Source organism: Salicibibacter cibarius (genome assembly GCF_016495725.1).
GTDB lineage: Bacteria > Bacillota > Bacilli > Bacillales > Marinococcaceae > Salicibibacter > Salicibibacter cibarius.
Map to the genome: position 1 here is coordinate 502037 of NZ_CP054705.1, position 26999 is coordinate 529035.

The 26999-nt window shown below is 46.6% G+C and carries 31 protein-coding genes and 1 pseudogene; 24 read left to right on the forward strand and 8 right to left on the reverse strand.

Going from position 1 to position 26999, the window contains the following annotated elements; translation table 11 throughout:
* Positions 1 to 244 precede the first annotated feature (244 nt).
* The 19 genes from HUG15_RS02665 (at position 245) to HUG15_RS02755 (ending at position 14754) form a co-directional block, all read left to right on the forward strand.
* Entirely contained in the window at positions 245 to 874 is a 630-nt protein-coding gene (locus HUG15_RS02665) for a DUF6801 domain-containing protein (RefSeq protein ID WP_200126806.1), read from the forward strand.
* A gap of 26 nt (positions 875 to 900) precedes the next feature.
* Positions 901 to 2565, forward strand: a complete 1665-nt coding sequence (locus tag HUG15_RS02670; protein ID WP_200126808.1) for a DUF5011 domain-containing protein — start codon at positions 901 to 903, stop codon at positions 2563 to 2565.
* A gap of 12 nt (positions 2566 to 2577) precedes the next feature.
* Positions 2578 to 3219 carry a class D sortase gene (locus HUG15_RS02675; RefSeq protein WP_246516468.1) on the forward strand — a complete coding sequence of 214 codons (642 nt, stop codon included), beginning with the start codon at positions 2578 to 2580 and terminating at the stop codon, positions 3217 to 3219.
* 69 nt (positions 3220 to 3288) lie between these two features.
* Positions 3289 to 3621: a hypothetical protein gene (locus HUG15_RS02680; protein ID WP_200126810.1), complete on the forward strand. Its 333-nt coding sequence runs from the start codon at positions 3289 to 3291 to the stop codon at positions 3619 to 3621.
* Positions 3618 to 4073: an esterase/lipase family protein gene (locus tag HUG15_RS02685; protein WP_200126812.1), complete on the forward strand. Its 456-nt coding sequence runs from the start codon at positions 3618 to 3620 to the stop codon at positions 4071 to 4073. The genes HUG15_RS02680 and HUG15_RS02685 overlap by 4 nt, the downstream gene beginning before the upstream one ends.
* Positions 4074 to 4145: 72 nt before the next feature.
* A complete protein-coding gene (gene tnpA / locus HUG15_RS02690; RefSeq protein WP_200126814.1) occupies positions 4146 to 4517 on the forward strand; it encodes an IS200/IS605 family transposase in 372 nt (123 codons plus the stop codon).
* A 110-nt stretch (positions 4518 to 4627) separates the two neighbouring features.
* Positions 4628 to 5005 carry a hypothetical protein gene (locus HUG15_RS02695; protein WP_200126816.1) on the forward strand — a complete coding sequence of 126 codons (378 nt, stop codon included), beginning with the start codon at positions 4628 to 4630 and terminating at the stop codon, positions 5003 to 5005.
* A 130-nt stretch (positions 5006 to 5135) separates the two neighbouring features.
* The gene (locus tag HUG15_RS02700; protein WP_200126817.1) at positions 5136 to 5387 is read left to right on the forward strand and encodes a hypothetical protein; all 252 of its coding nucleotides are present in this window, start codon (positions 5136 to 5138) and stop codon (positions 5385 to 5387) included.
* Between the two features lies 1 nt (position 5388).
* Positions 5389 to 5664, forward strand: a complete 276-nt coding sequence (locus HUG15_RS02705; RefSeq protein ID WP_200126818.1) for a hypothetical protein — start codon at positions 5389 to 5391, stop codon at positions 5662 to 5664.
* A gap of 143 nt (positions 5665 to 5807) precedes the next feature.
* Positions 5808 to 6908 (forward strand): Zn-dependent alcohol dehydrogenase, encoded by a 1101-nt coding sequence (locus HUG15_RS02710; protein ID WP_200126819.1) that lies wholly within the window; start codon positions 5808 to 5810, stop codon positions 6906 to 6908.
* Positions 6909 to 6921: 13 nt separating this feature from the next.
* Entirely contained in the window at positions 6922 to 8412 is a 1491-nt protein-coding gene (locus HUG15_RS02715) for an aldehyde dehydrogenase family protein (RefSeq protein ID WP_200128812.1), read from the forward strand.
* A 52-nt stretch (positions 8413 to 8464) separates the two neighbouring features.
* On the forward strand, positions 8465 to 8611 hold the full coding sequence (locus HUG15_RS02720; protein ID WP_200126820.1) for a hypothetical protein: 147 nt from the start codon (positions 8465 to 8467) through the stop codon (positions 8609 to 8611).
* Positions 8608 to 9354: an MBL fold metallo-hydrolase gene (locus tag HUG15_RS02725; RefSeq protein ID WP_200126821.1), complete on the forward strand. Its 747-nt coding sequence runs from the start codon at positions 8608 to 8610 to the stop codon at positions 9352 to 9354. Before HUG15_RS02720 ends, HUG15_RS02725 begins: the two co-directional genes overlap by 4 nt.
* A gap of 6 nt (positions 9355 to 9360) precedes the next feature.
* Positions 9361 to 9819, forward strand: a complete 459-nt coding sequence (locus HUG15_RS02730; protein WP_200126822.1) for a GNAT family N-acetyltransferase — start codon at positions 9361 to 9363, stop codon at positions 9817 to 9819.
* Between the two features lie 133 nt (positions 9820 to 9952).
* The gene (gene exaC, locus HUG15_RS02735; RefSeq protein WP_200126823.1) at positions 9953 to 11473 is read left to right on the forward strand and encodes an acetaldehyde dehydrogenase ExaC; all 1521 of its coding nucleotides are present in this window, start codon (positions 9953 to 9955) and stop codon (positions 11471 to 11473) included.
* A gap of 13 nt (positions 11474 to 11486) precedes the next feature.
* The gene (locus HUG15_RS02740) at positions 11487 to 11852 is read left to right on the forward strand and encodes a DUF779 domain-containing protein (protein WP_200126825.1); all 366 of its coding nucleotides are present in this window, start codon (positions 11487 to 11489) and stop codon (positions 11850 to 11852) included.
* Between the two features lie 248 nt (positions 11853 to 12100).
* Positions 12101 to 13039, forward strand: coding sequence for an MBL fold metallo-hydrolase (locus HUG15_RS02745; RefSeq protein WP_200126828.1), 939 nt, complete (start codon positions 12101 to 12103; stop codon positions 13037 to 13039).
* A 28-nt stretch (positions 13040 to 13067) separates the two neighbouring features.
* Complete coding sequence (locus tag HUG15_RS02750) at positions 13068 to 13562, forward strand: DinB family protein (protein ID WP_200126830.1); 495 nt, start codon at positions 13068 to 13070, stop codon at positions 13560 to 13562.
* 220 nt (positions 13563 to 13782) lie between these two features.
* Complete coding sequence (locus tag HUG15_RS02755) at positions 13783 to 14754, forward strand: nuclease-related domain-containing protein (protein ID WP_200126831.1); 972 nt, start codon at positions 13783 to 13785, stop codon at positions 14752 to 14754.
* A gap of 92 nt (positions 14755 to 14846) precedes the next feature.
* Here HUG15_RS02755 and HUG15_RS02760 read toward each other — a convergent pair whose 3' ends face one another.
* From HUG15_RS02760 to HUG15_RS02780, 5 genes are all read right to left on the reverse strand, one after another.
* Complete coding sequence (locus HUG15_RS02760; protein ID WP_200126833.1) at positions 14847 to 15377, reverse strand: chromate transporter; 531 nt, start codon at positions 15375 to 15377, stop codon at positions 14847 to 14849.
* Between the two features lie 7 nt (positions 15378 to 15384).
* The gene (locus tag HUG15_RS02765; protein ID WP_200126835.1) at positions 15385 to 15966 is read right to left on the reverse strand and encodes a chromate transporter; all 582 of its coding nucleotides are present in this window, start codon (positions 15964 to 15966) and stop codon (positions 15385 to 15387) included.
* 11 nt (positions 15967 to 15977) lie between these two features.
* The gene (locus HUG15_RS02770; protein ID WP_200126837.1) at positions 15978 to 17585 is read right to left on the reverse strand and encodes a gamma-glutamyltransferase family protein; all 1608 of its coding nucleotides are present in this window, start codon (positions 17583 to 17585) and stop codon (positions 15978 to 15980) included.
* Between the two features lie 534 nt (positions 17586 to 18119).
* On the reverse strand, positions 18120 to 19406 hold the full coding sequence (locus HUG15_RS02775; RefSeq protein WP_211202327.1) for a hemolysin family protein: 1287 nt from the start codon (positions 19404 to 19406) through the stop codon (positions 18120 to 18122).
* 546 nt (positions 19407 to 19952) lie between these two features.
* The gene (locus tag HUG15_RS02780; RefSeq protein WP_200126841.1) at positions 19953 to 20855 is read right to left on the reverse strand and encodes an LCP family glycopolymer transferase; all 903 of its coding nucleotides are present in this window, start codon (positions 20853 to 20855) and stop codon (positions 19953 to 19955) included.
* Between the two features lie 446 nt (positions 20856 to 21301).
* Between HUG15_RS02780 and HUG15_RS02785 the strand changes: the two genes are divergently transcribed.
* Genes HUG15_RS02785 through HUG15_RS02795 form a run of 3 tightly spaced genes read left to right on the forward strand, consistent with a single transcriptional unit; the run spans position 21302 to position 22145 of the window.
* The gene (locus HUG15_RS02785; protein WP_200126843.1) at positions 21302 to 21529 is read left to right on the forward strand and encodes a helix-turn-helix domain-containing protein; all 228 of its coding nucleotides are present in this window, start codon (positions 21302 to 21304) and stop codon (positions 21527 to 21529) included.
* Between the two features lie 41 nt (positions 21530 to 21570).
* Positions 21571 to 21843 carry a helix-turn-helix domain-containing protein gene (locus HUG15_RS02790; protein ID WP_200126845.1) on the forward strand — a complete coding sequence of 91 codons (273 nt, stop codon included), beginning with the start codon at positions 21571 to 21573 and terminating at the stop codon, positions 21841 to 21843.
* 41 nt (positions 21844 to 21884) lie between these two features.
* Positions 21885 to 22145, forward strand: coding sequence for a transposase (locus tag HUG15_RS02795; RefSeq protein ID WP_211202328.1), 261 nt, complete (start codon positions 21885 to 21887; stop codon positions 22143 to 22145).
* A gap of 152 nt (positions 22146 to 22297) precedes the next feature.
* Here HUG15_RS02795 and HUG15_RS02800 read toward each other — a convergent pair whose 3' ends face one another.
* Complete coding sequence (locus tag HUG15_RS02800; protein WP_200126848.1) at positions 22298 to 23614, reverse strand: IS1380 family transposase; 1317 nt, start codon at positions 23612 to 23614, stop codon at positions 22298 to 22300.
* Positions 23615 to 23761: 147 nt separating this feature from the next.
* Here HUG15_RS02800 and HUG15_RS02805 point away from each other — a divergent pair.
* Positions 23762 to 24037: pseudogene (locus HUG15_RS02805) on the forward strand (transposase); the annotation flags it as partial.
* A gap of 52 nt (positions 24038 to 24089) precedes the next feature.
* Here HUG15_RS02805 and HUG15_RS02810 read toward each other — a convergent pair.
* A complete protein-coding gene (locus tag HUG15_RS02810; RefSeq protein ID WP_200126850.1) occupies positions 24090 to 24341 on the reverse strand; it encodes a YkuS family protein in 252 nt (83 codons plus the stop codon).
* A 287-nt stretch (positions 24342 to 24628) separates the two neighbouring features.
* A complete protein-coding gene (locus HUG15_RS02815; protein WP_246516469.1) occupies positions 24629 to 25594 on the reverse strand; it encodes an MBL fold metallo-hydrolase in 966 nt (321 codons plus the stop codon).
* A 145-nt stretch (positions 25595 to 25739) separates the two neighbouring features.
* Between HUG15_RS02815 and HUG15_RS02820 the strand changes: the two genes are divergently transcribed.
* A complete protein-coding gene (locus HUG15_RS02820) occupies positions 25740 to 26984 on the forward strand; it encodes a mechanosensitive ion channel (RefSeq protein ID WP_200126852.1) in 1245 nt (414 codons plus the stop codon).
* Positions 26985 to 26999 lie beyond the last annotated feature (15 nt).

Below are 26999 nucleotides of genomic sequence, written 5' to 3' on the forward strand. Positions count from 1 at the left end.
AAAAGGTACTGACATAATTATGATCCTGAGAGAGTTACCCAACAACTTTTAATAACAATTACGCTCAAAGGGAGTAGCTTCTTTGAGAGGGGGTGATAGGAGTTTCATCGAATAAGGGAGGTGTTGAATTAGGATTTGTTGAAGAAGGTGATAAAGTTAAGCAAGCGGGTTATGTACACTCGGTAGAATTGACGCATGTTGGTGTCGGAAGCTTTGACTTGATAAAAATTAAGGAGGAATTTGAATGGTGAGGAAAATGTCTAAACTCATGATGATGATTCCGTTAGTCTTTGTATTCGCTAGCCAACAACATGCCAGTGCTCAAACAAATGTGGTAGAGGAAACGATACAATATGAATGTACTGCTACGGTTTTAGGTTTAATCACTGAAAATTTCACAATGCCGGTGACGATTGAGTCGATCGTTCCGACTTCAGTGGCACCGGGCGAAGAAAGCAGTGGAACAGATTCCACAGCTACGGTAGAGATTCCGGAAGATACTGTTGACCGTTTCCAAAATGAATTGAATTGGAATGCAGTCACTGGAGAGGTGGATCTTTTTGAGCTTCATTCTCAAAACTTGGATGACACCGTCAATGTTGCCGATCCTCCACTTGCTATTCCTGACACAGAGATACCGGAGTCCGGAGATCTCGTATTTACGGTACCTGAAGGGGATGGAGTAGAAGCTGGTCCTTTCACGGCAGGACAGGAAGGTGAAGTCCTTATCTCTGCTGGTGATATTTCTGCGGAATTAACAAGTTCTTCAGGGGGATTGCCCTTTCCAGTAGATGCAGAATGTGAACCTATGGAGGAAGTCGATGGGGAACCGCAAGATCTCACTATAGCGGAAATACCAATTGAACAAGATTAATTTGATTGATTTGAGAAACAGTTTTCTTGGATTCGCAGATCCACTTCTATTTGTGGATCTGCGAATCGATTGATTTACTTGACGAGGGAGGGTTAAACATTAATTGTATTGTAAAAAAAGCTATATTGATCATGCTTCTTTTTCCATTGATCTTTCTTTATACAGGAACCACATCTGTAAGTGCTGAAACCCAATACGTAGAAGTAGAGGAAGAGTTTGAATATGTATGTGGTGGTGAAGGTATAACTGATACTCACAGATCGATGATATTTAAAACAATGGTTCCTGAATCAGTAGTAGCGGGTCAGGAATTTCACTTAACAAACACGTCAGTAACAGTGAACCTTTCCTCTCTCTCCACGACTGATAATGAAGCATATGCTTTATTGTTAGACCCAACTTTCAGTATAAGTGCTGAAAATGAAGAGACAACTATTACGAAGGAATTTGAAGGTGATATGGGAGATCTATGGGGGGCAGAAGACATTCCTATCCCGAATGATGACGGCGTAGACGTGGGCCAGTTCAAAGCTGGTGGAAATGGTGAAGTAGTGTTAAAAGCAGATGAAATAACATATACGGAGGAAGCCCAAACGGGACTTCCAATTCCGATAAGTTATGATCAAATATGCACACTTTCCGAGGATGAAGAAGACTCCACTATTGCCATCATAGATATCGTTAAAGATACCGAACCACCGGAGGACCCTGTCGGATCAATCGAACTGGATGGCAATGAAGAGATGGAGCTCGAGGTTGGCGATGACTTCGAAGAGCCCGGCTTCACAGTTGTAGATGAAGACGGACATGACATCACCGATGAAGTCGACGTCAATGTTGAAGGTGACGTAGACACGACAACCGAGGGCACGTACGAGCTTACGTATAGCGTTGAAGACAATGAGAATATAGACTCTGTAACACGTACGGTAACCGTTGTAGAACCTGAAGAGCCGGGTGACCCTGACCCTGACCCTGATCCCGAAGGAAGTAACTTCCACTCCGGAACAGGTTCACCGGAGGATGATCTTGGCGAAGTTGGTGATCACTATTTAGACACGGAAGCTATGGAGCTTTTTGTGAAAGAAGAAGACGGTTGGAATTCCCTCGGTGTCCTTCGCGGTGAAGACGGTGAACCGGGAGATCAAGGACCACCGGGTGAAGACGGAACCATGTGGTACACAGGTGAAGGTGAACCGGATGCTGATCTTGGTGTAGAAGGCGACTTGTATCTGGACGAAGATTCCGGTGACGTTTACCAGAAGGAGGACGGTGAATGGGGAAAAATCGTCAACTTGCAAGGGCCGCCAGGTGATTGTGACTGCCCTGATGATAATGGGGAAGACAACGGATCCGGAGCTAACGGTTCAAACGGCTTCGGCGGAATTAATGGATCTAATGGGTCTTCGAATGGAGGCAACGGATCTAATGGATCCGACGGAAACAATGGCTCCTCAAATGGAGGTAACGGCCTAGGCATTGGAAATAATGACCGTGACAACGGAAACGGAAGCGGTTATAATGGTGGCAACGGTTACACTGGCGATAATGGAAGCGGTTTCGACCGTGACCGTGGCGGTGGCGCATTGCCGGATACAGCAGGCAATACTCCGCTAATGATCCTCATCGGTTCATTGATGGCTATCGCTGGTGGAGCGCTTCTCTTTAGAAGAAAATTATCACTCACGTAGGGTGGTCGTATCATGAGAAAGATAGGCATCGTTTTCATCATTTTCGGATTGGGGGTTGTGTCCTGGTTCGGGTACGAACGCTGGGTCGGGATGCAGTCGATCGAGGATTTCGAAGGGGATGTTGTAAAGGCATCCGAAGAGGCTGAAGTGTCGAGTGACAGTCTGCTTCTCGACGACGAGCGGGAAGAACCGACCGAAGACGGCGAAGATCAGACAACCGAGGATTATGAAATCGGTGAAGGCGTTGCTAAACTCGTGATCCCGAAATTAAATAAAGCGTATGAAACGTATTGGGGCCAGGATGAAGATACCCTTTCCGGGGGCGTCGGCATGTATGACAGTGAATGGACGACGTCCCCCGCGGGAGGGGGCCACACAGTATTATCCGGTCACCGGGATACCGTCTTCCGGCCTGTGGGTGATTTGTTTGAAGGGGATTCCCTTTATGTCACCTACGAAGGCGTGGATTACGAATATGAAATCAAGGAAACTTGGATCACGGATAAAGACGACCGTTCTGTGATCGTAGAAAAAGATACCCCAACACTTACGTTGACGACGTGCTACCCGTTTGAATACTTCGGAGATGCGCCGGAGCGTTATATCATTGAAGCGGAGCTCGTCAATAAGGGAGATCTTTTAGAAGAATTTTAATCAAAGGCACATCACATCTCTTATTTTTGTGGTGTGTTTCCTTTATTTTTACGGAGAGGGGAAGACAACATGAGTGAAACCGAGAAAATGAGCATGCAGGAACGGATTGATTATTTTTATAGACAAAGTGGCGGACCGGGGAATCCGGACATTGAGCGAATCTTGAATGAGCATTTGAAGAATGGAAAAGATCATGGAATTCCGGGGAAAAAAGAAGAACCGAAAGACGCATTTATAGAAGTGTTTATGAATGATCATTCGACGAAACCGATCGCCATGTGGTTGTTGAAAATGAGATTGGATCTGAAGGATCGCTGGGAGGAATATGTAGACGCCCAAAAGCAACCCGATATCCAACAACTCATCGAAGCGTTAAAAAAAGAAGAAGAGCTGACAAAATGAAGCGCAAAAAGGATGTCATACTCATCCATGGGTTGGTCAATCGGCATCGCTGGAGTGACGCTTTTTTAGAAACGATCACCAACATGTGGGGATCCGGGCATGTGTATGTCATCTATACGAATGCTTCGAACGACGTGCAGGAGAAAATTTACAACGGTAATGTTGTTTATACGATTGGGTGTAATAATGGATCGGCGGGCACACGGTCGCTTGATGATCAAACGAAACAAATGGAAGACAAGGTACACATCCTGCAAAAAGACTATGGTTTGGAAAAAACGTTCAATATCATCGGCCACAGCATGGGCGGCTTGGTCGCGCGCCAATACATTTATCATCATCCTCGTACCGTTGCGAGTCTCGTCACATTAGGAACGCCGCACCACGGCAGTCCGTTGGCCGATTATTATAGGGGACTTGGGTTTATTTTAAGTTATAGAAGCGTGGTCTAACTCCACCGTCTTTAGACGGTATAAGCTTTTAGCCTTGCCTTTGAATGTCCATACTTAAACCGAGGTGAGAGTATGGATGAATACAAAAGAAGTAGCCACGCGGTCTATGACATCAAATACCACATTATATGGGTTACAAAGTATAGATATCATGTGTTACGTGGCGACATTGCCCGCCGAGTAAGGGAACTAATCAGACAAGGATGTGAAGCGAGAGGGATTACGATACTACAAGGAAGTGTAGGGAAAGACCATATTCACTTATTATTGTCCTGTCCGCCGAGCATAGCACCGAGTAAGAAGAAAAGATATTGGGGTCAGCACTTATGGGCGAGAGGATATTTTTGTGCAACAGTAGGAAATGTGACGGAAGAAATCATTAGAAATTATATCGAAAACCAGACCAGCGAGAAGAGGAACGATATATTCAGGATTGATGATTGAGTTCCAGTCAAAATCAGTATGCTTGAGCTTAAGGTCTTTCAGCAGACTTCAGTCTGAAATGCGACTTTCAGTCGCGGACAATTTATGTCCAAATCCACCTGCTTTAGCAGGTGGGTCGTTTAAGAGCGAGTAAAGCGTTCGCCAATACGAATCCGAAATGGTTAAAAATATTCAATGCGCGTTATCCGGTTATCGGTGCGCCACTTTGCAATGGAGGGAAAATGTATACGATCCGCGGGAACGCCGAAGGGAGAATCCGGGCCAATTGGGGCACGTTGGGCGAGGTTTATTTTGGCTGGCTGACCCTTCGTTTCCTTAAACGGTCGAAAAGCGATGGACTCGTCCCCTATAACTCCGCGATCATCGATGGCGCTGAGCATATCGGTGATTTTTCCGAATGTGATCATCTTGGTTTAGTCGTCCATCCCTCGGTGGCGAAAAAAGCGACAATCGCGCTGCGCGAGGAAGAGACGGAAACGGGCACGTAATGGGTGACCCCCGTCATTTGTCGGGGGTTATTATTTTATTCCCTATTTTGGTCCATGTACAGATCGCGCGTTCATTTTAAATATTGTATAATTAAAGATATTGATCATTTTGCGGCAAGGAGATGATTGTTTGAAAAAGCTTGAAGGTCAATCGGCAGAAGTAATGAAAGGGATCATCCATGATGGTGATACGGTGATTGAAATCGATGGCAAGAAATATTACCTATTTTTATCTGAAGAGCCGCAAACATCAGTTACAGAGGATGTTGAGTCCGACCCGGAACTAAAACAACATTTGCTTGAAGCGAAAAAGAACATAGCCGACAAAAAAACCTATACGACAAAAGAAGTCATCGACATGATCGATAGAGACGAATTGTAAAATGAAGCTGGAATGGACGGAGCATGCTTTAAAAGCTTTTCATAATATTCGTAGTGATCACTTCAGTTCGTCAGAAACTAGAGAATACAAAAAGCGGTTGGTAAAAGATAGCAAACAAAAGGTATCTCTATTAGGCACCAGTATACCGGTAGAAGCCGCTGCATGGGAAGGTAGTTATAAAATCATCATTGATAAATTTATTATCTATTATTCCTTTTCTGAGGACAGAGAAATCTGTTATATAGAATACTTCAAACATTCAAGTCAACGGCAATGAAAGCGATAACACTGAACCGGCGGTTTAGAGCCCCCCCCCGTCATTTGTCGGGGGGTTTATTTTTTATAACCCATAAATGTCGTACTATTTTTTATTAAAAAAAATGATAGAATAGAATAATAGCTTAGGTTAGGGGGAGAAAGATGAAAGCAGCCGTTTTACACAATTATGGGCAAGAATTAAAAGTCCAGGATGTAGATTTGCAAGAACCGCAAAAAGGGGAAGTGCGGGTGAAGATGAAAGCGGCTGGCATTTGCCATAGTGACCAGCACGTCATTGATGCCCACTTGCCGCTACCGGTGCCGATCGTGCTCGGCCATGAAGGCGCGGGGATTGTCGATGCCGTTGGAGAAGGGGTGAGCGGCGTAAAAGAAGGGGACCATGTGGCGTTAAATTGGGTGCCTTCTTGTGGGAAGTGTCATTATTGTCGGATCGGCCGTCCTGATGTATGTGACGAAGCTTCGAAGACTGCCTTGATGGGAACGATGCTCGATGGAACGACCCGTTTTTCAGTAGACGGAAAGAATGTGCACCAATTTCCGTTGACAGGCACGTTCAGCGAGTACACGGTCGTACCCGAAAACGCGGCCGTTCCCGTCAATAAAGACGTTCCGTTCGAATTGGCGGCACTCGTCGGGTGTTGTGTCATCACCGGTGTCGGTGCGGTCATGAATACAGCAAAGGTTGAGCCGGGAAGCACGGTTGCGGTGATCGGCGCGGGCGGAGTCGGCTTTAATGTGATTCAAGGTGCCGCGTTGGCAGGGGCAAAGCAGGTCATTGCCATTGATATGGTGGATGAAAAATTGGAAATGACGAAGCAATTCGGAGCAACCCATACGATCAATGCCAAAGAAGAAGATCCGGTGAAAGCTGTGCTTTCAATGACAGAAAGGCTCGGGGTCGACTATGCATTTGAAGTGATCGGTCGTCCGGAAACTATTCAGAATGCCTATAACATGACGAAAAAAACGGGAATGGCTGTTGTCGTTGGCATCTCGGCTCCGAATGAAAGCGTTTCCGTTAACGCCTTTTCCTTGCCTTCCCAATCCAAAACGTTGAAAGGGTCATGGCTCGGGCAAGGGAATCCGCATGTGGATTATCCGAAACTGCTTGATTTAAACACTGCAGGAAAATTAGAGCTGGAAGCGTTGGTTAGCCAAACATTCTCGCTCGATGAAGTGAATGAAGGCCTTGCCCAATTAAAATCAGGGCAAAATATTCGCGGTGTTATTCGCTTTGACTAAGGGGGTGACTGAACTGATTTCAGCTGAAACAAAAGAAACCGCGTTGTTTATCGATGGCGAGTGGAAAGACGCCACATCCGGTGGAACATTTAGCGTTGTTAATCCGGCGACGGGGGAAGTGACGGCGAACGTAGCAAGCGCCGGGGAAAAAGACGTGGACATTGCAGTGGCAAGTGCCCAGGAAGCGTTTAATGATGGGCGTTGGTTATCGATTCCGCCCCTTGAGAGAGGACGAATTTTGCGTCAGGTCGCTGATTTAATCCGTAAAAATAACATGGAGCTTGCGCAACTGATGACCCGCGAAAATGGCATGCCAACGAATATGGCCTTGTTCGTGGAAATCCCGATGGCGGCGGACGCGTTTGATTTTTATGCCTCGCTTGTCGCGCAATCGAAGGGAGAGACATTGCCATTTTCATTAACAGGCGCCCCGCCCAATCATATGACGTGGACGATGAAAGAACCGATCGGGGTCGCCGGTTTGATTACCCCGTGGAATTTTCCGTTGCTCATGCCGACTTGGAAAGTTGCGCCCGCGCTCGCGGCAGGGTGTACGGCAGTGCTGAAACCGGCGCCGGAAACGCCTTTAACCGCTTTGAAATTAGCAGAGCTTTGTAAGGAAGCCGGTATTCCGAAGGGTGTGCTTCACGTGTTAACGGGCAAGGACGAGCCTGGGAAAGCGCTCGTGAGCCACCCGGACGTGCCGAAGATCGCGTTTACGGGCGAGACCGCGACCGGTCGGGAAATTATGGCAAGCGCAGCGCCGTATATTAAACGGGTCTCTCTTGAACTCGGGGGCAAATCACCGAACATTATTTTCGGCGATGCTGATCTTGAAGACGCGGCGAAAAGTGCACTATTCGGTATCTTTTATAATTCCGGACAAGTTTGTCAAGCCGGCAGCCGTATCTTGGTGCAACGCTCTGTCTACGAGTCATTTACGGAAACGCTCGTCAAACAAGCGAAAAAGCTAAACGTCGGTCCGGGAAATAGCCCGGCCAACCAACTCGGACCGGTCATTAGCCGGGAGCAATACGATAAAATCATCGAATATATCCGGATTGGGCAGGACGAAGGGGCGACGTTACTTGCCGGAGGCGGGGCGCCTGAAGGTGCCGGAGAAGGATACTTTATCGAACCGACGGTTTTTGGGGACGTATCGCCAACGATGCGCATCGCCCAAGAAGAAATCTTCGGGCCGCTGGTGAGCGTCATACCGTTTGATGATGACGACGAAGCCGTTCGCATCGCCAATGACACGATCTACGGTTTGGCAGCCGCGGTTTGGACGCGTGATATCAAACGGGGGTTGCGAATGGCACAACGGGTGAAGAGCGGAACTCTATGGATTAATACGTATCAAGTACTCACCCCGACCGCTCCGTTCGGTGGGTTCAAACAAAGCGGCATTGGCCGTGATTTGGGGGCTGAATCATTGAATGCATATCTCGAAACAAAATCGGTCATCGCGGATTTGAATGATCGGCCGATGACGTTGTTTTAATATGGAGGAGAGCTGGACGTGGGTCCGGCTCTTTTATTGGTAGGAGAGCGAAATGACAGAATATGATGCGGAAGTGACAGAATCCGCCCCCCCCATGCCTCTTGATGATGCTCCAAAAAAGAAAAATTCACCAAAATCAACCCTCTCGTCCCTCACAAATGGTACAATACCCCAAAAAGGAGGAGCAATCCCATCATGAAGATCACGCCATTGGGTATTTGGGGCGCCTATCCACCAGCAAATGGAGCAACATCTGCGTTCCTGATTGAAGAAGAAGGTTTTCGTTGTCTCGTTGATTGTGGGAGCGGCGTGTTGTCTGCATTGCAAACTCATATCCCTCTCCATGAACTTGACGCACTCGTTATCACCCATTATCACCCCGATCATATCGCGGATGTCGGCGTTTTGCAGCACGGGGTGATGATTGAAACGATGTTGGACAAGCGTGACCGGCAGTTACACGTCTACGCCCATGCTAACGACGAAGATCAATTTTCCAATCTGCAGTATGGCAAATACATGCGCGCGACCGCTATTTCCCCGCAACAAACAGAGACGATTGGTCCGTGGCATGTCGATTTTTGTGAGACGGATCATCCTGTTTATTGTCTGGCGTTAAAATTTACAGACCAACACGGTGTTTCAGCCGTTTTTACCTCTGATACAGCTTGGACGCCCAATCTCCTTCCCTTTATAAAAGGAAGTGAATTACTGATCAGTGAAGCAAGCACCTATCATCACATGATCGACCAAATACCGGGTCATTTAAGCGGTCGCCAAGCGGGCCAATTGGCGCATGAGACGGGTGTTGAACGTTTGGTGCTTACCCATTTGCCCCAGTATGGAAATATAAACGATCTGGTGGCCGAAGCTAAAGATGTCTTTTTCGGTGAAGTCACTCTCGCGGATCCGGCGAAAACGTATCGTGTAGGAAAGGGCTGAATAAGCATGGAATATGAAATTTTTGAATGCAAAAACACGGAAGATGTGCCGATGCGATTACTGTTAATCGCTGATCCGGAAGAAAAAATGATCGAAAGCTACATCCATCGTAGTCGATGTTTTTTGATGAAGCATGACAACAACATCATCGGCGTTTATGTGCTTTTGGCAACACGTCCGAATACGGTGGAGATCATGAACATTGCGCTCACGCAAACGATGCAAGGGAAAGGCCTGGGTGAAAAACTTCTTCGTCATGCCCTTGAGACAGCCCGGAATTTTGGCTACAAGACGGTGGAGATCGGCACGGGAAGCACGGGGACGAGTCAACTCTATTTGTATCAGAAATGCGGTTTTCGTATGGTCGGCGTGGAAGTGGATTATTTTCTTCGGAATTATGACATGCCCCTCTATGAAAATGGCCTGCGTATCCGGGATATGGTGCGATTGTCACAAACGCTGTGAAGGAGGTCGCTCGGCTTCATTGGATGAATTCGCATTCGTCCAATGTTTAAGATTCTTTTAAATCGGGTATTAGATTGGAAAATATGCTTGCAATCATTGTAAGCGCATTCAAATGATTGAAGGAGGGCGCTAGATGCATTACGCAAAACCGGGAACAACAAACGCAGTCGTCCATTTCGAATCTCGTTACGATAATTTCATCGGTGGGGAATGGGTAGCCCCTGCGGATGGGGAGTATTTTGAAAATGTAAGTCCGGTTGACGGCCGGGTGTTCACGGAAATTGCCCGTTCAAAAGAGGAGGATGTGGACAGGGCATTGGATGCCGCTCATAAGGCGAAAGCAGCTTGGGGAGCGACGCCAGTTGCTGATCGTTCCCGTGTTTTAAACAAGATTGCCGATCGCATGGAAGAAAACCTGGAAAAACTGGCTGTAGCGGAAACATGGGATAACGGCAAGCCGGTGCGCGAAGCACTAGCGGCCGACATTCCGCTCGCGATTGACCATTTTCGCTATTTTGCAAGTGTCATTCGTGCCCAGGAAGGCGGGATATCGCAAATCGATGAGGATACAGTCGCTTATCATTTTCATGAACCGCTCGGGGTGACCGGACAAATCATTCCTTGGAACTTTCCGTTGCTCATGATGTCCTGGAAAGTGGCACCTGCACTGGCAGCCGGGAATTGCACGGTTTTGAAGCCGGCGGAACAGACACCGGCTTCGATTAACATTTGGTTGGAGTTAGTTCAGGATCTGTTGCCGTCGGGTGTTCTCAATGTCGTGCAAGGATTTGGGCTGGAGGCCGGGAAACCATTGGCGCAAAGCGATAAGGTTGATAAAGTCGCCTTTACAGGCGAGACGACCACAGGTCGAATGATTATGCAGTATGCCTCCGAGAACATTATCCCGGTAACCCTTGAACTTGGCGGAAAGTCACCGAATATCTTTTTTGCCGACGTCATGGACAAAGACGACGGATACCTCGAGAAAGCATTGGAAGGTTTCGTTATGTTTGCCCTTAACCAAGGGGAAGTTTGCACGTGTCCATCACGGGCGCTCATCGATGCATCCATTTACGATGAATTTATGGATCGAGCCTTGAAAAAAGTCAAAGAAATTAAGGGTGGCGATCCCCTTGATACGAATACGATGATCGGAGCGCAAGCGTCCGAAGAACAACTGGAAAAAATCCTTTCTTATTTTGATATCGCCAAGCAAGAAGGCGCGGAAGTTGTTGCCGGCGGCAATCGTAAAAAATATGAAGGCGATCAAGCCGAAGGGTATTACGTTGAACCGACGATATTCAAAGGGCACAATAAGATGCGCGTTTTCCAGGAAGAAATTTTCGGTCCCGTTGTTTCTGTTACGACGTTCAACGGGCAAGATGAAGCATTAGATATCGCGAACGATACGCTGTACGGCCTCGGCGCGGGCGTTTGGTCGCGAAACATGAACACGGCTTATCGTTTCGGGCGTGCCATTCAATCCGGACGGGTCTGGACGAATTGCTTCCACGTCTATCCGGCGCACGCGGCATTTGGCGGCTATAAAAAATCCGGCATCGGGCGCGAGAATCATTTAATGATGCTCGATCATTATCAACAAACGAAGAATCTGCTCGTCAGCTATAGCGAGGAACCGCAAGGATTGTTTTAAAGGAGGCATCCGAATGGTGGAAAAAGTCCGAGCCACCGATGAAACGATTGCCCTCATTCGCAAACTGGAAAAGAAACACGGACCACTGATTTTTCATCAATCGGGCGGTTGCTGTGACGGCAGCTCTCCGATGTGTTTTCCGAAAGATGAATTCAGAGTCGGCAAAAACGATATTTATCTCGGCGATATCGGCGGCACGCCGTTTTACATCGCGAAGGATCAATATGAGTATTGGAAACACACCCAGCTCATCATCGATGTTGTAAAAGGCCGCGGCGGCATGTTTTCCGTCGAAGGCCCGGAAGGCGTGCGCTTTCTTCTCCGCTCCCGTGTGTTTACTGAAGAAGAACGAGCGGAACTGCAGCTATCAACGAATTAGAATGTTTGCCCGCCCGGGAGCAGGCTCTCGGGCATTATCCCGGTGGCACCCGCTTTTCCAGAAATCAGACATCGGAAGCCAGTAATCGGAATATCCTGGAAAAAGCTTTTTCTGGCCTCTGCAATCTGACTTCCGTCTATGCGGGCGACAAACACCCCGATTGGTTTAACTAACCATCAGAGCGGAAGAAAGAGCCCCCTTTGATGGAAGCTTCACCTTATTTTACATCTTAGAAAGGACGTACAGAAATGCAACTAGAGCTTGGAATTGAGACATTAAGATTGAATTTGCCGTTTCGGTTGAACCACGTGAATGTATTTTATGCCGAAGGAGATAACGGTTGGACAGTGATCGACGCCGGCTTACATAATGATGAAACGGTGGCGGCTTGGGACCCCATTTTACGAGATAAAAAAGTGGATCGTATTTTCGTGACCCACTATCATCCTGACCATTTCGGTTACGCCGGCGCCATGCAAAAAAAGACCGGCGCCCGTGTGTTTATGACGGAAACCGACGCTGAAGCGGGGAAACATGCATGGACGAACCAATTTTTGGATGAGATGCGCGCGTATTATGATCGCGCCGGCATTCCCGATGATCAAGCCGATGAGATGCGCGGGAATACCGAAGAATTCGTGCCGCGCGTGGAACCGTTGCCGACGATCGATCATTTTTTTCAAGAAGGGGAAAACGTACAAATAGGGAAATACGAGTATGAAGTGTTGTTTACGCCCGGGCATTCCGACGGCCTCATTGTTTTTTTTAATCGCGAAAAGAGTGTTTTGCTCTCGACCGATCATTTGCTGCCGAAAATTACGCCCAACATTTCCTATTGGTTTCATGGGGATCAGAACCCGTTGAAATCGTATCTGCAATCATTGAAAAAAATCGAAACGTTGGATGCTGAATATGTCATTCCTTCCCACGGCAAACCTTTTATCGGTGCCAATGCAAGGGCACAAGAAATTCGTGATCATCATAGCGAGCGCCTGGAAACGTTGCTAGGTTATTTGAATGAATCGGCGACCGTATACGACATCTGTCAGCGCCTTTTCCCGAAAGTGTTGACGGTTCATGAAACAAGGTTTGCCATCGGGGAAACACTCGCGCACTTGGAATATCTTCGCTACGAAGGCGATTGCAAGCGGGAAGTGGAGAACGGTGTTTGGTATTATTCGCGTTGAGTAGTGAAAAGAAGCGGGGAGATGTAAAATGTTAGGAATTGAAGAAGCGAGAAAAGAAATACTGGCTAGCGTCGAAAATTTGACCGATGAACAATTGAACTGTGAAGTGGAGGAAGGGCGCTGGACGATCGTGCAAGTGTTGGAACATCTTTATTTAATAGAACAGGGGTTAGCAGCTCCTATCATACAGAAGGAACTGGCAAATGAAGACAGTCAACCGGCCCGTAAAAAGAAACCGATTGAACTGACGGTGGATCGCTCGGTACAAAAGGTGGAAGCGACCGGCCCCTTCGTGCCGTCGAACGAATTTATGCCACTTGAGGAAATGAAAGAAAGACTCGCTCAATCGCGGGCAACATTGTTGAAGGTTTTGGATACGGTCGAAGATGAAGCGATCTTGTCGCAAAAATCGGCTAAGCATCCGGCGTTCGGAACGATGGATCTGGCACAATGGGTCGAATTCATCGGATTACACGAACGCCGGCATTTGCAGCAAATTGAAGAATTGAAGGTGAAGCTATAAGCTGCGTTAATCGCAATGAGCAGGAAATGACAGAATATCAGGGTAAAATGACAGAATACGCCTCATAAATGACAGAATACCGTAGGAAAGTGACAGAATATCAGTACAAAGTGACAGATTCCGTGTATAAAAACCTATATCCGCGCGCCGGCAACGCCTTGACCCGGCGCGTGATTTCTGTCATATTTTAAGAAGATTATTTTTAGAAAGGATTGAAAATTTGAACACGACACCTCGCGCATTCCCCGTTAAAATCCGCCAACTAGAAGCGTTGGAATCCCGTCTTTCTCCCGCTCACAAGGAGTTCTCCGCCATTAAAACTGAAGTTAAACGCTCCCGAGCCGGATGGCGTGGCGAAATATCAATGGATTATTTTTACAGTCAGCTTGATTTGCCACGACAGCATTATTTTGTACATCAATTACGTCTCCCCCGCAACATGGGGTTTTTTCAAATGGACACGCTGCTTCTTACCAAGTATTTTTTCCTTATTCTAGAAATTAAAAATCTTGCCGGGACGCTTACATTTGATCATGAGCATCAACAGCTGCTCCGTACGCAAGGGGATCAGCAGGAAGTGTTTGCCGACCCGGTTTTGCAGGCACAGCAACAGGCGGCGTCTCTCAAAGCCTGGCTGCATGCGCATTACAGTTCGAGTCCTCCGATATACACGTATGCGGTCATGACGAACGAAAACAGCGTTTTAAGGAATGCTGCGCCTCACCCTCTACATCGCCAAATCATCCGTCCTCCCGCTCTGCGACAAATTTTACAAGATTTTTTTGCAAAAGAAAGATGTCATTCGTTAAATGCAGAGGTAAACACCTACGTTGTGGCATTAAAAAAAGCCCATCGTCCAGCGATATTCAGTGCAATGGAAAAATATGAATTAAGTCGCGTCGATTTGAAAAATGGTGTATTCTGTCCGGTTTGTGCCTGTATTATGGAATGGCGGCATGGCAAATGGGTATGTTCGCGCTGCGGACACGTAAGCCGAGACGCTCACCGTAAAGCATTGGAAGATTATGCCCTTCTTGTGTCGCCCCACATAACCAGCGGCGAATGCCAGACTTACCTCCACCTTCCGGTGATTAACACTGCCCAACGACTGCTCCAAAAAATGAACCTCACGCATAGCGGTGGGACAAAGGCGAGAAAATACCATCTTGAAGCTCTTATCAAGGCAATGTGACAGATTATCCTTGGAAAGTGACAGATTCCGGCGCGAAAGTGACAGAATACCACCCGCAAGTGACAGATTCAGCTCTCCGCCCTCGCTCTAACCTAAGCCAACACCACTGCTCCGTACACGAGAGCTCCCGCGATTACGATGACCGGATGCACCTTGAATTTTTCCAATAGCAAAAGGCTTGTGCCGACGAGTATCACGGTTTGCACCATTCCGGATCCGTCCCATGACATGGTGAAAAACTCAAATGCTAACACGCCGAGCAACACGGCGATGGGCGCGCGTATAAGCGCGGTCATTTGTTGGACGCGCGGGTGATCTTTATATTTTAGTAAAACCTTCATTAACAAGAGCATCGCGACAAGGCTGGGCGCCACCGTGGCAAAAATCGCGATAAGCGCGCCCGGAATTCCTGCTACCTCGAAGCCGATGAAGCCGGCCATTTTCGTTGCAATTGGGCCGGGGAGGGCATTTCCGAGCGCGAGGACTTCACCGAATTGCTGAGTGCTCATCCAGTCATACCTATGGACGACTTCGTGTTCGATCAGGGGAATGGAAGCGGGCCCTCCGCCATAGCCAACGACGCCGGGGATTAGAAATGCGACGAATAATTGCCAATAAACCATGATTGAACTATCCTTTCTGCGTCTGTTCCCGCTGTTCGGAGGAAGAAGATTTTGGCCGCCGACTAAGCGCGATGACCATCAAGGCAACGATCAATATAGCCGGATGAACATTCAACCATTCGAACACGGCTAAACTTACGATTGTTAAACTAAATGTCCCCCAAAATCCGACTTTTTGTTTGGATTGTTTTAAAAAATTGTATGTCATGACGATGAGCAGAACGCCAACCACTGGCGCGATCGCTTGGGTCATTCCTTGCACGGCAGGGATATCCTGAAAAGAAACAAGTGTCCCGACCAAGAGAATGGTCAAAATTGCCGTCGGAAAAACAGCGGCGATCAAAGCATTAATCATTCCGAGCACACCGCCAACGTAATAGCCGATGTAGCCGCTTAATTTTGTGACAATCGGTCCGGGTAACGTATTCGCCAAGGCTACGATATCGCTGAATTCTTCATCGTCCATCCATTTGTAAGTGCTAACGACTTCTTTATGGAGCAATGGGATGGTTGGCGGGCCCCCGCCATAGCCGAGTAAGTTCGCCCGTAACATGGCGACGAAAATATGACCCTGTCTTCGGAAATCCATCGTATCCCCCCTCACCACACCGCCAGATGGCCGTCCGCCCGGGATTCGGTCCCGCCTACGAGTACATCGGTTTCCGGGTTTCGCCAAATGATCTGTCCACGTCCAAATCCTCCGGCTTCCAGCGTTGGCCGGATATGATGGCCTTTACGTACGAGTTGCCGTGCGATCTCCGCCGGGAAGTGGGATTCCACTTCGAGTCTTTTGCCTCCGAGCCATTTCCAACGCGGCGCGTCCAGGGCGGCTTGCGGGTTGAGCCCGTAGTCGACAGCATTGACGAGCACTTGCAAATGGCCTTGCGGCATCATGTACCCGCCCATAACGCCAAACGGACCTACAGGCTCGCTGCCTTTCGTTAAAAACCCAGGGATAATTGTATGATATGTCCGCTTATTCGGCGCCAATGCATTGACAGCATTTTCATCCAATTTAAATTCCCAGCCACGGTTTTGCATGCTGATGCCGGTGCCGGGGATAACGATGCCGGAGCCGAATCCTGCATAATTGCTTTGGATCATGGAAACCATGTTGCCTTCTCCATCCGCAGTGGCCAAATAAACCGTTCCTCCTCGCGGTGGGGTGCCTGCTTGTGGATCGATCGCTTCAGCGCCGATCAAGGCGCGGCGCTCCGCCGCGTAGTCCGAAGTTAGCAATGTTTCCGGCGTTACGCGCATATGTGCTAGATCGGTAATGTGCTCAAATCCATCCATGAAAGCCAGTTTAAGTGCTTCCATTTGCACGTGGTGTGCCTCCGCATTATCTTTTATTGGCAAATCAAAACCATTTAAAATATTCATTGCCATAAGGGGGACGATCCCCTGTCCGTTCGGCGGCAGCTCCCAGACATCATAACCTTTGTAATTCACAGACAGCGGCTGCACCCAATCCGAGGTAAAATTCCCCATGTCTTCTCCGCGAAGGAAGCCGTTATGTTCGCGTGAAAATTGGTCGATGCGTTCGGCAAGTTCGCCTTCGTAAAAAGCTTTCCCGTTCGTTTTCGCGATTTTTCGCAAAGTCGATCCGTGATCGGGGAGGTGCCAAATATCTCCGGGCTCAGGGGCTTTGCCATTTTTCGTAAACGTATCGAACCAAGGTTTGAACGCCGGTTCGTCAGCCGGGTATAAATGAACCGCTGCCTTCCAATGTTTGGAGACGATCGGGCTCACCGGAAAACCTTCTTCAGCCAGCCGAATGGCTGGTGCGAGCACTTCCTTCAAGGATAATTTTCCAAATTGTTCCGATAACTCCACCCACGCGTCGGGAGCACCGGGGACGCTTATCGGGATTAAGCCATTTCTAGGCATCGTTTCAAAGCCGCGTGCCTTCACAGCATCTATCGAAATGCCGCCGGGTGATCGACCGCTAGCATTTAAGCCATGCATTTTTCCGTCCAGCCAGACAATCGCGAATGAATCGCTGCCAATGCCATTGGATGTCGGCTCCACGACCGTTAACGCTGCAGCCGTTGCAATCGCGGCGTCGACAGCATTCCCGCCTTTTTTCAGCATGTCAAGTCCGGCCTCGGACGCGAGCGGCTGCGAAGTGCCGACCATCCCACGCTGGCTGTACATGGGGGTTCGTTTTGAAAAATAAGGATGATGCCACGGATCAAATTGAAACATGATAGATCGCCGCCTCTTCATTTTGAAAATATCAGCGCCGCATTCCCCTTCAAAATCTACGATTTAGTGGGGTTAGGCGCTCTTTTTAGTTTCTTGTTCATAATAAAAAAGATTTCTAAAAAGACTAGATTTAGGAACAAACGTTTGATATAATGAATTTATCGTATAAAGCACCGCCCAACAAGAGGCATGGACTTTATATTCGCTCTTTGATAATTGGATATATGAGGTTGTGTCGAAAAAAGCGTTCGACATGTAAAATATCTGGTGTTTAAAATCCTTGTTAGAAATAACGAGGTTCGCATTATAGACAAAAGTTTCTATGCTGCGAATAAGGACATTTCGGAACTTGTCTTCATTCATTAGCCTAAATCTGGCGTAGGTCTTCTCGAAGGGAATGACAATGCGAGATATTGAGCTGTATTTAAGATAAGGGATGCTCCATCAAAATCTTTGATTTAGGTGGAGAGGTTCACAATATTGCCTACCATTTTATCATATAAGAAAGAAGGCTGTCCCGCCGGACAACCTTGGCTATGTTTTCTCATCCTCCACAACAATTTCCAGTTTTCGGTAACGATACGCATCCCGCTTGATGACTCGGATCTTCATCGATCCTATTTTCCACTTTTCACCCTCGTGGATGTTCGGATTCATGGAAAATAACCAGCCGCCGATCGTATCAAAGTCGTCTTCCTCGATTTTATCAGGGAGATAGGTGTTAATATCGTCGATGAGCACAATCCCGTCGACGAGGAAATGGCCATCGGCGATCTCCTCAATTTCGCGCATGTCCCCTTCATCGAATTCATCGCGAATATCACCGACGATTTCTTCGAGAATGTCTTCAATCGTCACCATTCCGGCTGTTCCGCCGTATTCATCGATTAAAATACTTAAGTGGGCACCTTCGGTTTGCATTTTTTTCAATAACCGTTTGATCGGGGTTTGGTCGGAAACGGTGAGGACGGAGCGCGTGATCTCATCGATGTTTATTTGTTCTCTTTCCAAATTAACCAACAAAAACTCTTTCGTATTAATAAATCCGATGACATCATCTTTATTCTCGCCAACCATCGGGTAACGTGTGAAACGTTTGTCTTTAATTTTTTTCATCGCCGCTTCCAAGGGTTCGTCCCGATAGATACAAACCATATCCGTGCGCGGAACCATTATTTCATTGGCCTTTCGCTCATCGAAAGCGAAAATGTTATTCACGTACCCGAACTCGGCTTGATTGATTTCTCCATGCCGTAAACTTTCTGTGAGCAGTGCTTGCAATTCTTCTTCCGTGTGGGCTTCATCCAGGTGTTTCGCCGGCGTCAGGCCGAACAATTGCACAAAAGCATTAGCCACCCCGTTAAGCACAACGATTGCCGGGTAAGTAATGAAATAAAAAAAACGAAGCAATCGCGCGGTCGTCAAACTAATCGCCTCCGAGTGTTGCATCGCAGCCGTTTTTGGTGCCAGCAATCCGATCACAATGTATAAAAAAGTGACAAGGGTGAAGGCGATGATAAAAGATACAAAGCTTCCCACCTCTGTCGTAACATTTAAGGAGGTAAGAATCGTTTCGGTCACAGGTGTGCCTAGCCAGCCCAAACCGAGCGTTGTCATCGCGATCCCGAGTTGAGCAGCCGACCGGTACCCATCGGGATGTGCGGTCATTTTTTTCAGGAGTGAGGCTTTTCTGTGGCCTTCTGCAGCGAGTGCGTCGAGATGGTTGTTTCGCATTCGCGAGATGGAATGTTTCGCAGCCACAAAAAACGCTGTTGCAGCGAGTAAAAAAACAAACAAGGCGACACTAATGCCAATATTCAACGGTACAATCTCCCCTACAATCGCATGTGTTACGAAGAGTATATCACGAATAAAGAAAAGAAGGGAGTCCATGTGCTTGTATAAGTCGAGCTTTTTGCGTTGTAGCGATTTTTCGTTTTAGGCATAAAAACGGGATCAGGTTCACGCCTTGTTTTGTGCTATTGCAAGAATGAACATCGCTTCTATTCGAAGATCAGCTAAACCCATTCTTGAGGACTCGTATGACTCCCGAGCGGCGCAAAGAGTCCGCCAAACTCAATTCTGAGGACTCCTGAGGCTCCCGAGCAACACAAAGAGTCTTCAAGGTCCAATCTGAGAGCTAATCTGATGCTGAGCATTGGTGTTCATTTTTCATGCCAGAGGTTTTTTACGCTTTGGGGCCGATGTTTCCACATCAGTTATTATAAGTGCCGCCAAGTCTCATGAATCCGTTGGGTTTTACAGGGAAATTTCTTTTCGCGTTTCAGTCACCCTTGCATAACAAGGGACCTGAGATAGCGTAATTAGCTCATAAGTCAACAAAAAAGGAATGGGTCGCCGCTATTGCTATTCAAGTTCCAAATGTTCCTTCAATGTACTCGACACTCGCGCTTTATTCAGTTCATCGACGACATAATAGTACACCCCGTCCAAACGATCATGTTCGCCGCTTAGGGTGAGCTGTTCAAGATCGTGAATGCTGGATTCATAGCTTTGCATGTCGATCATATCCTGAAACGCCATGTTTGTCTGTACGTTGTGGCCAATCGCATCAAGAATGGATCCGATGCTTGTAACGGATGACATGTCGGCTCCTTCGCGGATGATACCTTCGATCACCTGACGTTGTCGGTCATTTCGTCCCGAGTCCCCGAGGGGATCATTATGCCGCATGCGTACGAATGCAAGGGCTTCTTTTCCGCTTAATTCCAATTCTCCTTTTTTAAACGTCTCCCCGTCATATTCGAATTCAAGATTATTGTTAACGGTAATCCCTCCGACGGCGTCGACCATTTCTTCAAATCCATCCATATTGACCGTAACGATATAATCGATAGGCACATCCAAAAAATGTTCCACCGTGTCCATCGCCATTTTTTCCCCGCCGTAATAATAAGCATGGTTGATTTTATCATTCCAACCTCTGCCAACGAGTTCCGTATTTGTATCGCGAGGGATGCTTAGCATTTTAATGGATTGCTCGCCGGGGTTCACGGTCACAACAATCATCGTATCCGTTCGTCCGTAATCCGTCTCTTGAGTGTCCAAACCGAGCAATAAAAAAGAAACAGGGTCGTTATCCGCAAAATTAATCTCATCGGAACGGATGCTTGACCCTTCCCGGTCAATCGGCGCGTGCATATCATCAGCGGTCGATGAAAACGAAACATAAACATAAAGCGCAAAGCCGCCTACGATCAAAATAAGAGCGGAAACAACGATCAAAGCGATGATCAGCGCTTTTTTCATAATGGAACTCCCCGATTCATAATAGGCATTCTTTCTGCCCAATGATATGCCTGTCTAGAGCGGACTATGTCTGTATTATTATGGGAATAGGGACAGTACTTGGATCGGGTGTGGACAGAATAATGGGGGGAGCGTGCAAACGAGACAAAGTAATCCCTCAAACGGGGTTCGAGCTTTACTGAGAGGAACAAGGGGGACAAAGTAATCCCTTAGATGGGGGTCGAGTTGCGCTGAGAGGAACAAGTGAGGCGGAGTAATCCCTCAGATGGGGATCGAGTTGCGCTGAGAGGAACAAGTGAAGCTAAGTAATCCCTCCGACGGAGGTCGAGCTGCCCGCGCCTGACGCTGTTAGAACAACCTTTTATATAAATGGCAGAAAAGGATTTTAAGCATATCCGTCGAACCTTATTAAGTAAGGAAAACACTTATAAAGGGGCGGATCGCAAATGAACGTAAAAATCCTAAAGGAAGATCGTGATCCAGCAATTCAAGAAGTCAAAAGAGCTATGCATGATTTTAGGAAGCAGAAACCAAGAGATTCTCGCATGTTTATGCGTTACCAAGCAATATTGATGTGTTTAAAAGGGCGTACGTACAAAGAGATCGGCGAAGTGATCCACTGTACCGAGCAAACCGTCTGCAGCTACGTTCGCGCATATAAAAAGATGGATTAGAAGGATCGATTCCCGGCCAATCGCCTGGGCGACCAAGATTATTGACGGATGAGCAGGAGCAGGAAGTCTATCAACTCATCGTTGAGTCTAAACCCGTTGATGTCGGTTTCCCAGCTGAGATGAATTGGACATCATTCATGCTCCAAGATTGGATCAAGCACACCTTTGATGTTACCTATTCTGACCGCGGTGTTCGTCAGTTGCTTTACCGCCTTGGATTCAGTTACACAAAACCAACCTATACATTGAAAAAAGCGGATCCGGCAAAGCAAGAAGCCTTCAAACAAGATTTTGAAACGGCTAAAAAAAAATGAAGGAGGGCGAAATTGATCGAATTCTGTTCCAAGATGAAAGCATGATCCGAGATTATCAGGCATTAGCCAATACTTGGTTTCCAAAAGGCCAACAAAAGATGATCCCGACTTATGGGAAACACCGTGGCGTCAAGTTATTAGGAACCCTTGATTATGAAACGGGCGAAACGTTTTGTGTCGAAGAAGAAAGATATGACGCTAAAGTGTTTTTGTCATTTTTAAAAAAGGTGCTTGAGACGTACCCCAATCAAAAAATCGTCATGATCCTGAATTATTCATACTTCCAAGTGAAAGCGGAATGAAACATCAAATCCCACCATTATTCGGTTTTGTTCACAAAAATGAGGCGTAATAATTGAAATTGTAAAGAGGTACAATGACAACCGCTGAAAAATGCCCTTTTTTGGACATACGTATCCCTTGGTCTTGAAATGGCTTTTAAAAAAATTGCATGTCACTCTAATTTTAGCCTTTGAATACGATTGAGCACATTCCAGAAAAAGGTTTCGTAGACAAAGCTTGAAGATAATTTGAAATAAAGCGAACGCCCTGATTTCACCAATTTGCTTGCCACTTTAATGACCTTCGATCGTATGGTTTGGATTTGCATGCTTTTTTGTTCTTCCGGAAAACAGAGCGTGCGCAGCCAGTTGGTTAAATTGTACGCTAACAAGCTGAACATCATCCTTGCTTCGTTGGCTTGAAACGAATGGCTACTCATTCGATCCAAGTCAAAACCATTTTTGGCTTCCTTAATATAATTCTCCATCGTTCCACGTTTTTGGTAAGAGCGGACGACCTCCTTGGGAGAGAAGGCATCGAATAGGTTTGTGGCAAAGAATGCATGTGTGAAAAACAATTCGCCAGCCGGACGAACCGATTGAATGATGACTTTTCGGGGCTTGGCCCATGATTTCGCTTGGTACTCGGTTTCCTCATAATAGTATTCGGATTGTGTAACGTCAGATGGCATCGTTGAAGGACGAAGTTCCTCTGCCAGTCGTTGCAGGTTTGGGTTGGACTTCAAACGAATCACGTAATAGACGGATTCGTCTTCACATAACTTGTACAACTCTGGAACCGCAAAGCCACTGTCCCCGCGCAGAAACGGGATCGTTTCTGGAAACGTTTCATTGTAATGGGTGATCAGGGGCTTCACAAAATCCACAACCCCATTAGAGGTATAGACGTTGCCCGGTCGGAGTTGAGCCTTCATAAAATCACCGGTCAGGCCATCGAAAGCGACCATCGGGTGAAAGCCGACGGTTCCGTAATGGGCATTGAAAGCTGTAGATTCTTGCTCGCCGTATGTATCGGCATGTGTGGAGTCCAAATCAAAGATAAGACTCTTTGAGCCCCTCACTTGGTGGACTTTATCTAAAAGCTCCTGATTGGCCTGATTGAGTTGGTCGGTCGATTCCTCATTAAATCGCGGGAAAAAGCGAGATAAAGTGGGTTGAGAGGCTAACGCATCCGTTTCAATGATGTGCTTAAACACAGGATCATTTGTTAATTTATCCGCCGCATCATCTTCAGCATAGCCGGCAATCATCTGATAAATTTTTTGTCGAAGCATTTGCTCATTCGAATGAAAATGATACACTCTTTCGTCTTTCAGATCCAGATGTTTATCCAAGGTGCGAAAGAAACCAAGTTTTTCCTCGAACTCTCGAAATAAGATCTCACCTGTATCAGAGGAAAGAGCACCTCCATCATTCGACAGCTTCATTTTGCGATTGAAATCCAGGGTTATTTGCGTTAAAGTAGTCATCAGAAGAATCCTTTCTGTGGTTATTTTTTCCTTGATTTAACTCTAACAGAAACGGATTCTTTTTTCATTTATTAGATGAACATTCATTTCAGCTGTATGCCCTATGATCAGGGGATTAATCATTCATTTGCGAATTTCTGTGAATATATCAGGATGATTCTGGACAATTCCAAGATTCATCATGCGAAACTTATTCAACCTTTTTTAAAGGAACATGCGGATCAACTCCAACTCATGTTTCTCCCGCCATATAGCCCACAATTGAATTTAATCGAAGGCCTATGGAGATGGCTGAAAAAATCGGTGATCTATAATGTCTTCTATGAGACCGTTGGACAGATTCGCGAAGCCGTCCAATCCTTCATTGCTAAGATCAATAAGGACCCGGAAAGAGTCAGGAAACGCCTTTGTATCAAATTATAAATCTTTTATGCCATGTATATAGCACAAAAAAAGGAACCCTGGCTCGGGTTCCCTACTCTGCGAGGTTTAAGCGTTCTTCTACCTCGTTGCAAACTTGCTCGGCGTTTAATCCTTGAGCTTCAATGACCGGGGCCTCAGAAACTGTATCGCTCATCCCCATGACATTGCTGTCCATGCCGGTGGTAACGCAGCAGTCGCAATCCATTGCGTCTTGTTCTTGTTGCAACGCAACGACGTCATGCCCCTTTTCTTCCAGGGCTGCCTGTACATCCGATAGTGAGGCTTCCACTCCGATTCTGGCCATAATTTCCACACCCCCTTACGTGCTCATCATTCCCCGGTTCTGTTTATTTATGCTTTTGTTATAATAAAGGGGAAAGAGGGAAGTGTGGCTGCTGATTGACGCTCACCGTTCTTTTTTCCGTTGAAGCAAAATTCAACGAGAGTGAAAAGAGCGTAAAAGTACAAAAATAGGGAACGCATTTTTGGGCGCCATTAAATGTATAAATTGAGTTGTTTTATGGCGTCATCATTACCCGATGACGCCATAATATGCGAGATTCTGTAGATTTATACGCTCAATAAATGGGTTTACGTCAAATGATAATGCCACACCCCGGCCTGTTTTTCTTTCCCCACGCGCTCTTTTGCTTCCAAATAATCCAAATGACCGATAATTTCCGACATAACCAGTGGGAATTGGGTGCTGTATCTTTTTTCATAATAGGTTTTCGCGAGGGCGTTGGCGGTCATTACGCCTTCATTGATGAGATGCTTAAGTTTATCTGCCTTCTCTTCGATTTCCATGAGCCGGGTTTCTACCAAAGCGGGTGCGTTATGAATGATTTCGCCATGGCCTGAATAAACCGTTGTTGGTTCCAGGGATCCTGCTTTTTTCATTGACTCCATATGCTGAAGAAGCGAACGTTGCCTGCGTCCTTCGAAATCGGGCTCGGCCAACGCGTTGCTGGAGATATGTTGAATGAGCAAATCGCCGCCGAACAGCAAACCTGTTTCTGCGTGGAAAAATGAAACTTGGTCCGGGGCGTGGCCGGGCACTTCCATAATTTCAAGATCCATTCGTGCTTGGTCGAAGGAATGAACGTCTGTCTGCATCGCCTTCTTTTCATTTTTTTGCAATGCATTCTTTAAATAACGAACTTGGGTTTCACCGGCTTCCCCGCAATCGGCTTCTTTATATAACGTTGCAAAAAATTCCACCCTTCGCTCCATGAAATCCCGCTCTCTTTTCAAACGAGGGATGGAGTAGGGATGGGCGTATACGGGAATCGGATGCTCGCTTACGATTCGATCGACAAGACCGACGTGATCGACATGATGATGGGTTAACAAAATTTGCGTTATGTCCTGTAGCGAAAATTCATTTGCTTTCAATGTTTCCAATAAGGCATTCCAGCATTCTTCATTGTTTAACCCTGCGTCGATCAAGGCTAGGGTGTCACCGGATTGGTATAAGTAGAAATTAATGCTTTTCAGACTATAGCTCACGGGAACGATAATGGGGTAGACCGTATGGTTTCTCTTTTTTATCTTCAAGATTGAACACAACTTTCTAAAAAAAATCGTTTAAATGTATCTTATCACAAAAAATTTTGTTTGAAACGCATTGTTTATGTTTATCAAATATAGTACTGGGGTAACTCTATATTATATTACATATTATAATGGGAGTGAATGGAAAATGAATGAAATGGAAAATATGCTTTCACAACTTTTGCAAGCCGTGCCCAATATTATAACGGCCCTCTTGTTATTGTTGTTGGCGTGGGTGATCGCGAAAATTGTAAAGGGCATTATTTCAGCTGTGATCCGGAAAATAAAATTGCCTGATTTTAAGGAACAAGAATCATCAAATGGAAGCAGGAGCGAGCGAAATGAAAACAAAGACAGTCGCGAACAACTGGCGGTGTCCGCCGGATCCATCGGCTATTATTTAGTCTTCATCCTGTTTGTGCCCAGTATTTTGGATGCGTTGAATATGACATCCGTGGCGCAGCCAATCTCAAATATGATGGAGTCGTTGCTTCTATTTTTACCTAATCTGTTACTGGCGGCGATTATTTTAATCGTTGGCATTTTAATTGCCCGTTTGGTCCGCAATCTTGTGCAAAGTGCGCTGGATACTGTCAATTTTGATCGTTTTTTTGATAAACTGCGGTCCAATCAGGTGGAGAGGCCGGACCCAGCGAAGCTCTCCACGACACTGGCAAATATAGTCATGGTGATCGTATTAATTCCTATTGTCATCATTGCCTTGGAAGCGTTAAGCATAGAAACGATTTCCGAACCGATTGTTGTCGTGCTGAGCACGATAATGAACATCATTCCAAGCTTGTTTGTCGCGATTATTCTTGTGATTGCCGGTTATTATATCGCCACTTTTGTTGCCCGCCTGTTAACCGGTTTGTTAAATCGGACAAATATTAATCGCGTGTACGAAGCGATCGGCTTCGGTCCGAGAGAGGACCAGAAATTTGATCTACCGGATGTCCTCGGTAAAATTGTTCAAGTGTTGATCATTCTGTTCTTCACGGTTCAAGCATTGGAAGTCATTGATTTAACCGTGCTCAATCAAATCGGTAATGCCATTATTATCTATTTGCCAATGCTTATCAGTGCACTGCTGATCATTGGGCTCGGGCTTGTCGCCGGGAATTTCCTTGAAAAAGCAATTGTTCGCTACACGCGCAGCTCGTTCTCGGCGCTGATCGTAAAATATACCGTTATTCTCTTTGCTGTATTTATGACATTGGAGCAGCTTGGGTTTGCAAGCTCGATTGTAAACATTGCCTTTCTCTTGATCCTCGGTGGTTTGGCTGTCGCGTTCGCCATTTCCTTCGGGATCGGAGGCCGCGACTTTGCGACAAGACAATTGGACAAGTTTGAGAACCGTTTAAAGAAAAAAGACCATGACGAAGAATCGTAGATCAATAGGGAAGAG